This window comes from Rhizobium viscosum, from assembly GCF_014873945.1.
GTDB classification, from domain to species: domain Bacteria; phylum Pseudomonadota; class Alphaproteobacteria; order Rhizobiales; family Rhizobiaceae; genus Rhizobium; species Rhizobium viscosum.
Window position 1 is genome coordinate 2,180,939 of the sequence record NZ_JADBEC010000002.1, and the last position, 14,572, is coordinate 2,195,510.

Consider the following 14,572-nt stretch of genomic DNA (forward strand, 5'->3'; position numbering starts at 1 on the left):
ATGAATAACATCGCATTCAATGCGCCTCCGCAGGCGACGACCCGGATACTCATCGTCGAGGACGATCGCGATATCGCCAGCATGCTGATCGACCTCATGAAGGAGGCGGGCTATGGCGCCGAGGCGGTCGGATCGGCGGTCGAAATGGATCGCGTCCTGAAGAAGAAGGAATTTCAGCTCATCGTCCTGGACGGCATGCTGCCGGGCGAGGATGGCTTCAGCATTTGCCGGCGGATCAGGTCGTCCAATACGGTCCCGATCCTGATGCTGACGGCGTTGACGAAGGAAGTGGATAGGGTCATCGGGCTGGAGCTGGGTGCTGACGACTATGTGACAAAACCCTTCAATTCCAGGGAGCTCCTGGCAAGGATAAGAGCGCTCCTGCGTCGATCTTCTTATGCGATGCAGGTCAAGCCGATCCTGGAAGCAATGACTTTCGCCGGCTGGCGGATCGACCCGGTCACGCGTGAATTGACCGATAGCGACGGCGTGCATGTGTCGTTGACGACGGCAGAATTCGACGTCCTGCTGGTGTTTTGCCAAAACCCGCGGCAGGTCATGAACCGCCAGGAGATCCTGGCCCGCACCCATGCGGGTGCTGCCGGCCCGGTTGAACGCAGCATCGATGTCCATGTCAGTCGCGTGCGGCAAAAAATCGAGCCCGACTACAAGGATCCGACCTTCATCAAGACCGTCCGCCTGGGCGGCTATATATTCACGCCCGAAGTCTCCAGGGTTCACGATTAGCCGCTGTTGGTCAGGCGCGTGCATTGCTTTTTCGCTTCGCTCCGGACGGATTTCTGCCGTAAGCCAAGGTCACGAAATAGTTCGCGCGGATAACTGCGACCCGCCCGGCGGCTGGCAAAGGACGAGTGCGAAAAGCCGTTTGCCCCCTTAGCTTATGCAGTTCATGCGTGCACGACCGTCGCGTCATCGAAAACCTCATGTGCACGCTTCGGGCCTGAAGCTGCGTTGTCTCGCATTTGTCGAAGCGAGTGAGCCTGTCCTTTAGCGAAGAGCATGTTCGCTGAATGAATGAGCAGCTTTTCGAACTCTTCGAGAGAAATCCCATCCGCATCCATCATCTGTCTGATCAGCGGGTCCTGAAGAACGTCGGCAATTGTCATTTCCTGATGGGACATAGGTGCTCTCCTGCAATTTTCAGGCTGAGATAGCCGGTGCAGAGAGCCTCGCAATGTCGAAAGAGGGACGAAACCAAGGCGGCCGATGAAGATTTGTTTCGGCAATCTGGGTCGGCCGCGCAATCTTTGCCGCGGGGCTCCAAGCCGTTTGGGCTGCATCTGCCGTGGGCGACGCAAATATTTCTTAACATCATGAAATCCAAGGCAATCGCGAATCCGGATTAATGCCAACAGAGGCGATCCGGAAGGACGATATCGACGCGGCCAGTGGCAGTCTTGCCGAAACGTTAGGCCGAGGCCGAATGAAGGACAGGGCGACAAACGTGATTCGACTGATGGCCATCTTCGCGCTGGCTCTTCTGGCCGGCTGTCTGGCGCCGGACCGGGTTGCCTACACGCCGAAGGCCGCGGCAAGCGCCAATATCGAAGGATTCGGCGACATCCGGATCTATGCGGATACGACAGGGCTCGACGGCGGTCCTGCATGGCTGACAATCCCGAGGCACAAGGACGTCAACTATCTGGTCTTGTCGGGTGGCGGCGCCGCAGGCGCCTTCAGTGTCGGAGCGCTGAAAGCTTGGTCGGACAGGGGACGGCCGGAATTCGACATCGTCAGTGGTGTCAGCACGGGCGCATTGATTGCGCCCTACGCCTTTCTCGGCCGGACTTACGACGACACGCTCGTCGACCTCTATACGAGCGGCGTCGCCAAGGAGTTGGTCGACGCCGATTTCCTGCCGAAAGGCCTGCTTGGACCGAGCCTGCTGAAGGAGGCACCGCTTCGCCGGATGGTCGAACGCCATTTGACGACGGACATAGTGGCGAAAGTCGCAACCGAGCACCGCAAGGGAAGGCGCCTTTTTGTCCTGACCACCAATCTCGATTCCCAGCGAGCCGTCATCTGGAACATGGGGGCGATCGCCAACAGTGCCCGGCCAGACGCACTGAAGCTGTTCCAGGATGTCATCATCGCCTCGGCCAGCATACCCGGCATATTCCCGGCCGTGCTCATCAAAGCCACCGCGGGCGGGCAGGCGTTTGAGGAAATGCACTCGGATGGCGGTACATCGTCCCAGGTCCTGACGATCCCCGAGGGATGGATGGTCAATCCACAGAATGATGCCTGGCCCAAGGGCCAGAAACTCAACATGTATGTCATCGTCAACAACGCCTTGATGCCGGAATTCTCGACAACGACGAACAATACCCTTGCCGTCATGGCGAGGGCGAGTACGGCCCTCATCAAGGCACAGACACGCAGTGCGTTGGTCGCCACATACGTCTACGCCCAGAAGAACGGCATTCGATTCCGCGTCGCCTCCATCGATGCGCAGATTCCCTACACGATGACCGATCCGTTCAACACCGACTACATGCGCGCTGTCTACAACCTCGGATATGCGAAAATGGCGAGTGGCAGCCTGTGGAAAGACAAGCCGATCTTTACAGGTCCCGCCGCCGCGCAGTCAGCCCAAGCGACGCAATAGCCGTGCCAACCCTCCCTTCCTTATCAACCACAGGAGAACCAAATGTCGCATTCCGGAATTGGCCCAGCAAGCATTCGACCCCATTGTGGGCGGATTGCACCGGCTCTGCTTGCTTGCCTGTTATCAACGGCCGTCGCAGGTTGCGCCGCCGTGCCGCTCGAAGAGGCCAATACGCTGGCATCCTATGATGGCCTGACATCGAACAACGGCAAATTCACAAAGGCGAAATTCAAAGTCGATCCAGGCGATCTCGCGGCGAACAAGACCATATACATCGAACCGACCACCGTTTCGCCGAGCGCTGCGCTTTCGATCAAGAAGTCTTCCGACCAGGACCTTGTCGCCAATGTGATCAGCCGCGCCCTCTGCGTTGGCGTCAGCGATCGTTTCCAGGTAGTCGACCGGAGGGAGAACGCCGATGTCGTCGTGCACGCCACCGTCACCCGTATTGTGGCGACCAGCGCGACGGCTGCCGGCCTGTCGACCGCGACTTCGCTCGGGGCATCGTTCGTCATTCCCGTCCCGGTTCCGCGGCTGCCAATAGGCCTCGGAGGCCTTGCGGTCGAAGCTGAAGCGACGACAAGGGACGGCAAGCAGATAGGAGCCATGGTCTGGGCCAAGGGCGCCAACGCCATCACCACGAGTGCGCGTGTTTCCCAGATCGGCGATGCCTACTCGCTCGCCTCAAGCTTCGGGAGCGATTTCTCAAAGATGCTCGTCACCGGCAAGACGCCGTATAAGGGGCTGCCGAAAATCCCCTCTGCGCAGAAAATCAAGTCGGGCCTCGGCGGAAGACCCAAATATCCGGCTTGCGAGCGGTTCGGCCGGTCGCCCGGCTTGAAGGACTTCGCGGGCTCGCAAATTGGCCTGCCTCCGTCCTGGACGGACAAACGACCGACGGTCGTCGGCCAATGGTCGCCATGACAAGGATGGCCGGCGACTGATGCATCGACCGCTTGATGCTCATGCAGGCCGCGTTTAAATTCGCTATGTTCCGTCACCGCCGACATCTTGGATGTCGGCGGTTTTGCTGCGACCAGCCAATGCCGCGTGTTTCCTTGTCCACGCACTGGCAGCACTGCTGGTACCGGATTGGGCATCCTCGACAGTTGGCGGCATCCGTGAGACGGCGTCTGACCGGCACGGTCTTATGTACGAGCTTCGGTGCGTCTCTTTGCAACAGCGGCTCGGATAGATCCGATATCTTCTACTCGCCGCATGCCGGCAAATTCCCGCCTTGCTTTGCGCCGACAATCCGCCTGAGGACGTGGAGGAAATCGTCGACGAAGGTGAAGATGACGGGAATGACCACGAGACTGAGGACAGTTGAGGTCAGCAGGCCGCCGATGACGACGATGGCCATCGGCTGGCGAAAGCTCGCATCGCCGCCGCTGAGACTGAGCGCCACGGGAAGCATGCCGCATGCCATCGCAATCGTCGTCATGACGATTGGACGGGCGCGCTTGTGGCACGCATCGACGAGCGCATCGAAGCGGCGGAGGCCCGCGCGTCGTGACATGATTGCATATTCCACCAGCAGGATGGAGTTCTTTGTCACCACCCCCATCAGCATCAGGAGACCGATGACCACAGGCATGGAGAAGCTGGTGCCGGTCAACACCAGCGGAAGCAGGGCACCGCCGAGCGACAACGGAAGTGCTGCCAGGATCGTCAAAGGTTGGAGGAAGTCATGGAAGAGCAGGACCAGAACTGCATAGATGCAGAACACGCCGATCGCCATGGCAATGCCGAAGCTCTCGAAGAGTTCGGAGCTGCGTTGCAGTTCGCCCTGCTCGACAAGCCTGACATCGTCGGGAAGGTTGCGCAGCGCCGGCATCGCCTGGGCCTCACGATAGACATCGCCGAGGATACGGCCATTGAGCTCGATCGAGAGCGTGACGTTGCGGGATCGGTCGATCCGGCTGATCTCCGACGGGCTCGCACCGATATGGATATCGGCGATTGACCCGAGGTCGACGCTGCCTCTGCTGCCGGCGACCCGGAGATTGGCGATGTCGTCCAGCGTCGTTCGATTGGACGGATCAAAGCGGACCCTGATTGCGAGCTGGCGTTGCGGCAGATTGAATTTGGCAAGAGAGGAGGAATAGTCGCCGCTGGTTGCCACCCGGACCGTCTCGGAGATTGATTCCGTGGTCACCCCGAGAGCTGCAGCGCGATCAAGATCCGGAACGACCTGGATTTCAGGGGCTTGCAACGAGGCACTGGACGTTACGGCGCCGATGCCCGGCAGGGTCCGCAACTGTTCCTCGAGCGCGCTGGCCGCCTTGTCGAGCGCGCCGGGGTCGTCACTGGCAAGCGTGATATCCAGCCTAGTGCCATTGCCGCCAGAGCCAATCTCGATTCGCGCGCCTGGCAGAATGCCGAGCGCCTGGCGAATGTCGTTTTCGATGTCGAGCTGTGTGCGCTCCCGTTCGTCGATTTTCTTCAAGTTGACAACAAGGGAGGCCATTGCCGTATCGACTGTTGTAGAAGAATCCAGAAGATCGTTCGACGAGACGCTTCCGACCGCGTTGAAGACATGTGTCACATCCGACAGGCGGGAAACGATATCGGCGGCGCGGCGCGCAGTCATGTCCGTCTGCTCGAGTGTCGTGCCGGGCTGCAACGTGATGGTAACCTGCGTCTGTGCATCGTCCGACGGTGGCAGGAAGCCCGAACTGAGCAGCGGGATTGTCGCCAGCGAGAGGCCGAGGAAAAGCATGACGCCGATCACGGTCGGTATGCGGTGCCGCAGGCACGTTTTGACGACGCCCATATAGGCGCGCATGATCGTCCCATCCTTGGCTTCGATGGGGTGTCGCTTCATCATGTAGGCCGCCATCATCGGCGTCAAAAGGCGCGCAACCAGCAGCGAGGCGAGAACGGCAACTGCCGCGGTAACGCCGAACTGCCGGAAGATCAGACCCGGAATGCCGCTCATGAAAGCCGTCGGCAGGAAGACTGCGACAAGCGTCAGGGTCGTGGCGACAACGGCAAGTCCGATCTCGTCGGCCGCTTCGAGTGCGGCCTGCTTCGGCGACTTGCCCATCTGCAGGTGGCGAGCAATGTTCTCGATCTCGACGATCGCATCGTCGACAAGGATACCCACCACAAGCGAGAGCGCGAGCAGCGTGACGGTGTTGAGGCTGAAATCGGCCAGATACATGACGAGGAAGGTCGGGATGACGGACAGAGGCAGCGCCACTGCGGACAGGAAAGTCGCCCGCCAGTCGCGCAGGAACAGCCAGACCACGACAATCGCAAGGATGGCACCTTCGAAGAGCATGTGCATCGATCCGTCGTAATTTTCGACGATCGGGGCCACCGTGCTGTAAGCTTCGACGATCTCGACATCGGGATTGGCCCCAGCGAAGTCCTTCATCGCCGTTTCGATCGCTGCTGCGACGGCCGTATCGGAAAAGCCGTTCGAGCGTTTGACCTGAACGGCAATGACTGGTTCGCCATCGAGATAGGCAATCGACGAACGGTCGGCAAAGCTGTCTGTCACCGTGCCGATTTCGTCGAGCCGCACGAGCGTTCCGCTTGGAAGCGGTATGGCAACCTTCTTCAACTCCTCGATCGAGGAAACTGCTCCGAGCGTGCTGACCGCCTGTTTGCTGCCTCCGATCTCTGCCCGCCCGCCCGACGTATCTGATTGCATCGAGCGCAGCTGTGAAGAGATGGTCGCCGCGCCGATATTGAGCGCGCTCATGAGTTGCGGGTCGAGGTCGACATGGACTTCACGGTCGACGCCGCCGACACGGTTGACACTTCCGACGCCCGCAACGGCAAGAAGTGCCTTCGTCATGGCGTTGTCGACGAACCAGGAAAGCTCTGTCTGGTCGAGTCTTGTGGATCGCACGGCGTAGGCAGTGAGCGTCGACCCCTGGACCGTGTCGCGCGTGACACTCGGTGCCTGCATGGCAGGGGGAAGCTCCCTGCCTGCGCTGTCGACGGCGTTTCGCACTTCATTCAGTGCTTCCTCGCCGTTCTTGCCAAGCTGAAATGACACATTGATCACGACGGTCCCATCCGTAATCGTCGTCGTGATGTGGTCGAGGAGACTCAGCGAGGCGAGTTTGTCCTCAATCTTGCGGGCGACGTCAGTTTCAAGTTGAGCCGGGGCCGCGCCCTCGAGTCTCGCGTTGACCTGTATAGTCGGAAGAACCATGTCGGGAAAATTCTGCACCGGCAGCCGGGCGAAGGCGATCAGGCCGGTCGCGGTCAGCAGGATGAACAGAAGGACGGCGGGGACCGGGTTTCGGATCGACCAGGCGGAGAAGTTCATCGTGCCGCTCCTTCCACCCGTAGGAGCGCTCCGTCCGACAGGAAGGCGCCGCCCGTCGTTATGACCTGGGCCGAGCGATCGAGCCCGGAAAGGATCTCTACATCGCCGGAATTGCGGCGACCTATCTCGACGCGGACGCGCCTGGCGCGCGCTTCACCATCCAATGTGAAAACGTAGTTCATGCCATCGCGTGTAACCAGCGCGGTGTCCGGCACGGTCAGAGCAGATTGGGCTCCGAATTCGATTTGTCCCGTTGCGTAAAGGCCGATGGGTGCATGCGCCTCGGGTGGCAGCGAAACGTAGACGAGCGCGCGGCCTGTATCGGTGCTGACCGTTGGCGCGACGAGCCGAACCGTTCCCCTGATCTGCTGGCCGCCTGGATCGAAAATCGTCGCGGCCAGTCCTTCCTTGAGGAGGGGGCGGTAACGCGCCGAAACCTCGGCCTGCCATTCGATGCGCTGCTGGCGCACAAGGCGAAACAGCTCCGTCCCGGACGCGACGACGGCGCCGAGCTGGGCGGAGCGGGAGGTGATCAACCCGTCGTCGACGGCTGTGATGGTGGTTTGGGAAAGCTTGATCCTTTGACTTTCCAGCGAAGCTTCGGCGGAATCGACGCCGGCCGCCGCCGTCTGCTCGGCGATCAGGTATTCGTTGATCTTTTCGTCCGAAAGGACGCCGCTTCCCTGCATCCTGCGCGCGCGCTCGGCATTGGTTTCCGCCTTGGCGAGGTCGGCCTTCGCCGTCGCTAAGGCTGCTTCCTCCTTGCGCAGTTCAGCGCGAACGGTCTCATCGGAAAGGCGCGCAAGGGGCTGGCCCTTCCTGACGACCGATCCGACATCGACGAGCACATCCGTTATCCGCAGACCGCCAACCTCCGCAGCACTGATTGCCTCATGCCAGGGCCTCAGCCAGCCGCTGGCAGGCACCGTTTCGGACCATTGTCGTTCGACAGGCTTTGTCGCGGCAACGGTGAGCGCTGCGCCATCGGTCTGTTGCGAGAGCGCCGGCCGTCCCGGGCACACAATCGCCGCTCCGAGGATAAGGACAATCAACGAGAAGAAGGATCGGCGGTCGGGAAGGCTCGTGCCGCTCGCCTGCGAGATCCACTTCAGGTCGGCGACTGTGTTCCGGTCAAGCCCGGGCGCGACAGCCGCAGAATCTTCCCTAAAAGTTCTGCCGGCCGGATCGACTTTTGGGCAGGCTTGGAGGAGGCGCTCGATTTTCGAATAGGCTAGTTTCACCGCTATGTTCACAGTCCCGTTCTTCCTGCACGGGGTCTAGCGGATCGAATATGCCGTGCGGTCAAAGATCGGCAAAGATCGATTAAGTTAGATTAAATCCGTCAGCCGGTAGCCACAGCGCAAAGGCTGTTCCGGGTGCGCTCAGTAACTGATCAGCGAATAGGGCGCATCGTTCGATCCGAAGCGAGGCTGGACGCCGAGCAGCGGGGCTGCCCGACCAATGATTTCCTTCACCATCGGCGCGGCTGTGGATGCGGCCGTCCGTCCTCCATGCTCGCCGGTTTTCGGGGCATCGATGATCGCGAGGACCATATATTTCGGCTTGTCCATCGGAAAAGCTGCAACGAAGGCATTGAAATTCAAGTCATTGGCATAACGCCCATTGACGACCTTGTCGGCAGTTCCGGTTTTGCCGCCGACATTGAAGCCCTCGACCTGGGCAGCACGGCCTGAGCCCTTCAGTCCGTTCCAGCTGAAGAGATAGCGCATATCGGCACTTGTGCTTTGCTTGACCACGGTTTTCGCCAGCGTCGCCGCCTGTTCAGGCGACCGCGGCAAGAAGGTTGGCGGAATGAGATTGCCGCCGTTGATGAGAGATGCGGCGGCGGACGCCGTCTGCAGCGGGGTCGTCGCGACGCCGTGGCCGAAGGAGATCGTGACCGAATTGATCTTCTTCCAGGTGCGCGGCTGTGTCGGCGTTGCGACGCCCGGCATCTCGGTCTCTACCTTCGACAAAAGTCCGAGCTTGGTCAGGAACTGCTGGTGCCCCTCAATGCCGACCATGTCGGCGACCGCCGCCGTGGCGATATTGGACGAATACTGAAAGACTTCCGGGATCGACAGCGTCCTGTGCTTGCCTTTGAAGTCCTTGATCGTGAAGCCGCCCATGCGGATCGGGCGGGATGCATCAACGACGGAGTTCAGGGTGATCTTTTCGGCATCCAGCCCCATCGCCAGCGTGAAGCTCTTGAAGGTGGAACCCATTTCGAAAGTAGCATTGCTGATCCGGTTGAACCAGCCCTTCTCGTATTCCTTGTCCACGCTGCCGTCCGGCAATGTGCGCGACGGTTCGTTGGGGTCGTAGTCGGGGACTGAAGCCATCGCCAGAACTTCGCCGGTCTCGACGTCCAGAACGACGGCACCGGCCGCTTCCGCCTCATAGGCGCTCATCGCTTTGGCGGCGACCTCGCGCGCGATATTCTGGACGCGGATGTCGATCGACAACCTGACGGGTTCTAGCAAAACGCCTGACGTCATGCCGATGGCCCTCAGGTCCGCGAGGCCCTGCTGGTCGAGATAGCGTTCCATGCCCGCTAGGCCCAGATTATCGACATTCACGTGACCGACGATATGCGCCGCCGACCGACCACCGGGATAGAAACGACGTTTTTCCGGCCTGAAGCCTATGCCGGGAAGGCCGAGAGCCAGAATGTCGGCCTGCTGTCTCGGCGTCAGCTGGCGCCGTAACCATTGAAATCCGCTGTCCATCCTCAGCTTCTTGTGGGTCTCCCGCCAATCGAGGTTCGGGATTACGGCCGCGAGTTTCTCCACCACTTCGTCGGCGTCGACGATGCGACGGGGGTCTGCATAGAGGGAGACCATGTTCAGGTCGGTTGCCAGGAGCTGGCCGTTGCGGTCGATGATATCAGGCCGGGACGCGACGACATTGGGATTGCCCAGCGAGGCGGTAGTGGGCTCCTCGGCAAGTCCGTATTGGATAAGGCGGCCGCCGATCAGAAGGAACCCGCAGACGAAAGCGCCGATCAAAACCCCCAGGCGCTGCCTTGTCTGGCCGCTTCGCTTCTTTCTTGTGCCCGGGATTTTGTCGTCAATGCCGATCCTCTGACGTGCGACGAGGATATGGGACCGGCTTTTGATCTTTAGAATTCGGGAGATGATACTCATTAAGCTGGTCCAGAACAGGAGGCGGAAGTTGAAGAAGCACCTCCGAAAACGCTGTGCGTTTTCCGGCCTGTTTCTCCTGGGGCAACTGACGACTAGATTTGCGTCGAATTATCTAACAGTTCGTTAACCGCTGGTTCCAGAAATGCCACTTGGCAGAGCGTTCGACGGTCACTTCACGCCGTGGCGTCGATCAATCGCTGAGCGGTAAACTTGTCGGTTACCAGCATGTCGATGACGCCAACGCGGAGGGCACCTGAGATCGCTGCCGTCTTCTTCGCGCCGCCAGCCAGCGCGATGACCCGATCCACCCGCGCAAGGTCCTCGAGCGGAAGCCCGATGACCCGGTCATCCAGCGGCGTCTTCACCGGTTTGCCGTCCTTGTCGAAGAAGCGCAGTGAAATGTCACCAACGGCGCCGGCCTCGGCGAGATCGGCGAGTTCCCGCGACGAAAAGATGTTGCCCGAGCGGGCAAGCAATTCGGACGGTTCCACGGCGCCGATGCCGACGATGGCGAGCGTGATGCTGCCGAACAGATCCATGGTCTCGCGGACGAAGGGATCTGACTGCATCAGAAGCCTGGCTTCCCTCGATGTCGTCACGCCCTGTACGGGAAGCAGTTTGGGTTCGGCTCCGGTGAGGCGTGCAAGGCGCGTGGTGAGCTGCGTGGCATGCGTCTGCACCGAAGGGTCGCCCATGCCCCCGAGAGTCTGGACGACGTATTTTACCTGGGCGCTTTTCTGCGGATGGATGTTTTCAACCATCTTGAAGATGGTCTGGCTCCAGCTCGACACCCCGACGATCTCCCCAGGTGCGAGTGTGATCTCCAGAAGATGGGCTGCGGCTTCACCAATACGGGCCATGATAGCGCCGTCCCGGTCCTCGCTGCACTCGACGACAATTGCTTCGGGAAGGTCGAACTTTTGCCGCAGGGCTCCCTCGAGCTCGCTGTAAGTGCCGACCGGCGGGATGACGCTGGTGCGAACGATGTCCTCTGCCTCGGCCCTCTTCAGCATTCGCGAGACCGTTGCCTGGGAAAGCCGCAGATGCTGCGCGATCTCCGCCTGCCGCCGCCCTTCGATGTGGTACATCTGGGCAACCCTGGAAATCAGGCGGAGTTCGTTGAGACGGGACATGGGCAATACCGGCTTGAATTTTTATTCACATTTAACCGGTGTCGGTCGCGACGTCGAGCGGGCCAGCGCATCATTCCATGTATTGAGAAGGCCAGTGCGATCGATCTCCTCGGGGCGGATCACATCGGTGCTTCGGGGCAGTGCCTCGATCGCGTCGAGATCCTTCCACAGGCCGAGCGAAAGCCCGGCGAGATAGGCGGCACCGAGAGCGGAAGCCTCCGGCGCCTCGCACTGGATGACGGCATGCTCGATCAGGTTCGACACGCACTGCATCAGGAAGTGGTTCTGGCTCGGGCCGCCGTCGACATAGAGGGCGCCGAGTCTACCGCCGCTCTGGGCGCGCATTGCAGCGATCACGTCATGCACCTGGCAGGCGATCGAATCCGTGACCGAGCGGGCCATCTGGGCGCGAGTCGTGGAAAAGTTGATCTGAGCGAAGAGAGCGCGGGCGTCGGAGCTCCAGTAGGGTGCACCGAGGCCGACAAAGGCCGGCACGAATCCCGGTCCACCCGGCTCGGCCGTCGCCGCAAGGTCGACGAGGGCGGCCACATCGGGAAGCCCCAGAATGCCGGCCATCCAGGGAAGGCTTGCGGCCGAAACGAGGATATTGCCTTCGAAGGCGAAGGTCGGCACGCCGGCGATCCGCCAGGCGACCGTCGTGGTGATGCCGTTTTGCGGCGCGATGAAGCGCGGCAATGTCGTCATGACGGAGGAGCCGGTTCCGAACGTCACCTTGCCGTCGCCCGGCTTGAAGGCGCCATGGCCGAAGAGCGCCGCATGGCTGTCACCGACGGCGGACCGGATCGGCGTGCCATCGGGGATGCCGGGAAGCCCCCGTGTCATGCCGAAATCGGCGGCGCTGTCGAGCACTTCAGGGAGAAGCGCAATATCGACGCCGAAGATTTCACCGAGTTCTGCGCTCCAGACCTGGCCATTGAGGTCGAACAACTGGCTGCGGGCGGCATTGGAGGCATCGCAGACGTGGCGGCTGCCGCCCGTCAGGCAATGGATCAGCCAGCTATCGATCGTGCCGAGACGCACCCGGCGCCCGGCTGGTACGCGATCGAGCAGCCAGCGGAATTTCGAGCCGGGGAACATCGGATCGAGGGGAAGGCCGGTCAGCGCCTCTACGCGGCCGAGATGACCTTCGGCGATCAGGCGCTCGCAGTCCGGCGCGGTGCGGCGGCACTGCCAGCTCAGCACCGGACCCAGTGCTTCGCCGGTCTCTGCATCCCAGACCGTGACGGATTCGCGCTGGTTGGACACCGCCACCGCCTCGACGGTGACCTCGGAAATTTTCTTCAGGCAGGCCTCGATCGCTTCGCAGACAGAGGCAAAGATCCGGCGGGGATCCTGCTCGACCCAGCCCGGTTGCGGATAGGAGATGCCGACGGCGGCCGAACCTCTGGCAAGCACCTCTCCGGTTTCGGAAACCAGCACTGCCTTCGAATTGGTGGTGCCCTGGTCGATCGCCAGAATAGCCCGCATCATCTTCTCCTCAAACGAATGGCCGGGGCGGATGCGCGCCCCGGTGCAATAGACCTGCTATCAGATTATTTGCGCTTGATCAGCGCCTGGGCCGCATCGGCGATCGCCGCCGGCGCCATGCCGAACTCGTCGAGAAGGAATTCGGCCGAACCGGTCGGCGCGTAGACGCCGGGAACGCCAAGGCGCTTCATCGGCACGGGCGTGTTGTCGACGACCACTTCGGCGACGGCGGAACCGAGGCCGCCGAAGATCGAATGCTCTTCCGCCGTCACGATCGCTCCAGTCTCGTTGGCCGCCGCGATGATGGCGGCCTCGTCGATCGGGCGAACGGTCGCCATGTTGAGCACGCGCGCCTTGATGCCGCGCCCGGCCAGGATTTCGGCGGCCTTCACTATGCGGTGGGTCAGCGTGCCGTTGGCAATCAGGGTGACGTCGGAGCCTTCGCGCAGCAGGTTCGCCTTGCCGACTTCGAACTTGTGACCTTCGGGCAGCAGATCCGGAACGCCGACGCGCGACAGGCGGAGGAAGCAGGGACCATTGTAGCTCGCAGCCCACTCGACGGCGGCGGCAGTCTCGATCCGGTCGCAAGGGGCGATCACGGGCAGATTCGGCAGGACGCGCGTCCAGGCGAAATCCTCGATCGAATGATGGGTCGGGCCGAGTTCGCCGTAAGCCATCCCCGAGGAAATACCGACGAGTTTGACGTTGGCGTTGGAGTAGGAAATGTCGGCCTTGATCTGCTCGAGCGACCGGCCGGTCAGAAACGGCGAGGCGCCGCAGACATAGGGCAGGCGTCCGCCATTGGCGAGACCGGCGCCGACGCCGACCATGTTCTGTTCGGCGATGCCGACATTGACGAGGCGATCAGGGAATTTCGACTTGAAGCCGCCGAGTTTCGACGAGCCGACCGAGTCGTTGCAGACGGCGACGATGGTTTCATTCTCGGCAGCCAGGCGCTCGAGCGTCGCGGCAAAGGCATCGCGGCAGTCATAGAGTTTCGGTGGGTTTACGGGCGCGTTCATTAGAGTGCCTCCGACAGTTCTGCCAATGCAATTTCATACTGTTCCTTGCTCGGAACCTTGTGATGCCAGTCGACGCGATCCTGCATGAAAGAGATGCCATGGCCCTTGTTGGTGTGCGCAACGATGCAATGGGGCCGGTCGGAGCGATGCTCGAGCGCGGGCACGATCGCGTGCATGTCATTGCCGTTGATTTCGCTGACCTCCCAGCCGAAGGCCTCGAGCTTGGGGCGCAACGGTGCGAGATCGTTGGTGTCCGAGAGCGAAGCGCCCTGCTGGAACCGGTTGTGGTCGATGATCAGCGTCAGGTTGTCCAGGCGGAACTGATATGCCGCCATGATGGCCTCCCAGTTGGAGCCTTCCTGCATCTCGCCGTCGCCGGTGACGACATAGGTGTGGTACTTCGCACCTGAGAGTTTTGCCGCCTTGGCCATGCCGACAGCGACCGGCAGCCCGTGTCCCAGAGGCCCGGTATTCGTTTCGACACCCGGCACCTTGTTACAGTTCGGGTGACCGTTCAGACGGGAATGCGGTTTCAGGAAGGTCGAGATTTCCTCTTCCGGAATGAAGCCGCGCTTGGCGAGCGTGACATAGAGCGCGCAGGCCGTATGGCCCTTCGAAAGCACGAACCTGTCGCGATCGGGGTGTCTTGGCTGATCGGGCCAGACACGCAGCACACGAAAGTACAGCGCGGTGAGGAGATCGATCACCGACATCTCGCCGCCAATATGGCCGGCGCCTGCCTCGTATACGGCCTGGAGGTCGCGCAGACGTATCTGGCGAGCAACACGTTCAAGTTCGGAAGGCTCCATTGTTTCCTCTTGTGCATAAATATTCATGTAGTTATATTTTTGCATACAAGCCGCCTT

General features: G+C 61.1%; 11 protein-coding genes. 3 read left to right on the forward strand and 8 right to left on the reverse strand.

What is annotated here, in order from left to right:
• On the forward strand, positions 1-747 hold the full coding sequence (locus tag H4W29_RS30965; protein ID WP_192732570.1) for a response regulator: 747 nt from the start codon (positions 1-3) through the stop codon (positions 745-747).
• 161 nt (positions 748-908) lie between these two features.
• On the opposite strand, the gene H4W29_RS30970 is transcribed toward H4W29_RS30965, so the two are convergent.
• Positions 909-1,142, reverse strand: a complete 234-nt coding sequence (locus H4W29_RS30970; protein ID WP_192732571.1) for a hypothetical protein — start codon at positions 1,140-1,142, stop codon at positions 909-911.
• A 335-nt stretch (positions 1,143-1,477) separates the two neighbouring features.
• Between H4W29_RS30970 and H4W29_RS30975 the strand changes: the two genes are divergently transcribed.
• Together H4W29_RS30975 and H4W29_RS30980 are read left to right on the forward strand one after the other, a co-directional pair.
• Positions 1,478-2,629: a patatin-like phospholipase family protein gene (locus tag H4W29_RS30975; protein WP_192732867.1), complete on the forward strand. Its 1,152-nt coding sequence runs from the start codon at positions 1,478-1,480 to the stop codon at positions 2,627-2,629.
• A gap of 150 nt (positions 2,630-2,779) precedes the next feature.
• Positions 2,780-3,553, forward strand: coding sequence for a DUF3313 domain-containing protein (locus H4W29_RS30980; protein ID WP_312872479.1), 774 nt, complete (start codon positions 2,780-2,782; stop codon positions 3,551-3,553).
• Between the two features lie 283 nt (positions 3,554-3,836).
• Here H4W29_RS30980 and H4W29_RS30985 read toward each other — a convergent pair whose 3' ends face one another.
• From H4W29_RS30985 to H4W29_RS31015, 7 genes are all read right to left on the reverse strand, one after another.
• Positions 3,837-6,917: an efflux RND transporter permease subunit gene (locus H4W29_RS30985; RefSeq protein ID WP_192732573.1), complete on the reverse strand. Its 3,081-nt coding sequence runs from the start codon at positions 6,915-6,917 to the stop codon at positions 3,837-3,839.
• Positions 6,914-7,969 (reverse strand): efflux RND transporter periplasmic adaptor subunit, encoded by a 1,056-nt coding sequence (locus tag H4W29_RS30990; protein ID WP_192732868.1) that lies wholly within the window; start codon positions 7,967-7,969, stop codon positions 6,914-6,916. The genes H4W29_RS30985 and H4W29_RS30990 overlap by 4 nt, the downstream gene beginning before the upstream one ends.
• Before the next feature lie 330 nt (positions 7,970-8,299).
• Positions 8,300-10,063 carry a peptidoglycan D,D-transpeptidase FtsI family protein gene (locus H4W29_RS30995; RefSeq protein WP_192732574.1) on the reverse strand — a complete coding sequence of 588 codons (1,764 nt, stop codon included), beginning with the start codon at positions 10,061-10,063 and terminating at the stop codon, positions 8,300-8,302.
• Between the two features lie 173 nt (positions 10,064-10,236).
• Positions 10,237-11,196: a sugar-binding transcriptional regulator gene (locus H4W29_RS31000; RefSeq protein ID WP_192732575.1), complete on the reverse strand. Its 960-nt coding sequence runs from the start codon at positions 11,194-11,196 to the stop codon at positions 10,237-10,239.
• A 21-nt stretch (positions 11,197-11,217) separates the two neighbouring features.
• Positions 11,218-12,684, reverse strand: a complete 1,467-nt coding sequence (locus tag H4W29_RS31005; protein ID WP_192732576.1) for an FGGY family carbohydrate kinase — start codon at positions 12,682-12,684, stop codon at positions 11,218-11,220.
• A gap of 65 nt (positions 12,685-12,749) precedes the next feature.
• Positions 12,750-13,706 carry a transketolase family protein gene (locus H4W29_RS31010; RefSeq protein ID WP_192732577.1) on the reverse strand — a complete coding sequence of 319 codons (957 nt, stop codon included), beginning with the start codon at positions 13,704-13,706 and terminating at the stop codon, positions 12,750-12,752.
• Complete coding sequence (locus H4W29_RS31015) at positions 13,706-14,515, reverse strand: transketolase (RefSeq protein WP_192732578.1); 810 nt, start codon at positions 14,513-14,515, stop codon at positions 13,706-13,708. Before H4W29_RS31015 ends, H4W29_RS31010 begins: the two co-directional genes overlap by 1 nt.
• Positions 14,516-14,572: the final 57 nt, after the last annotated feature.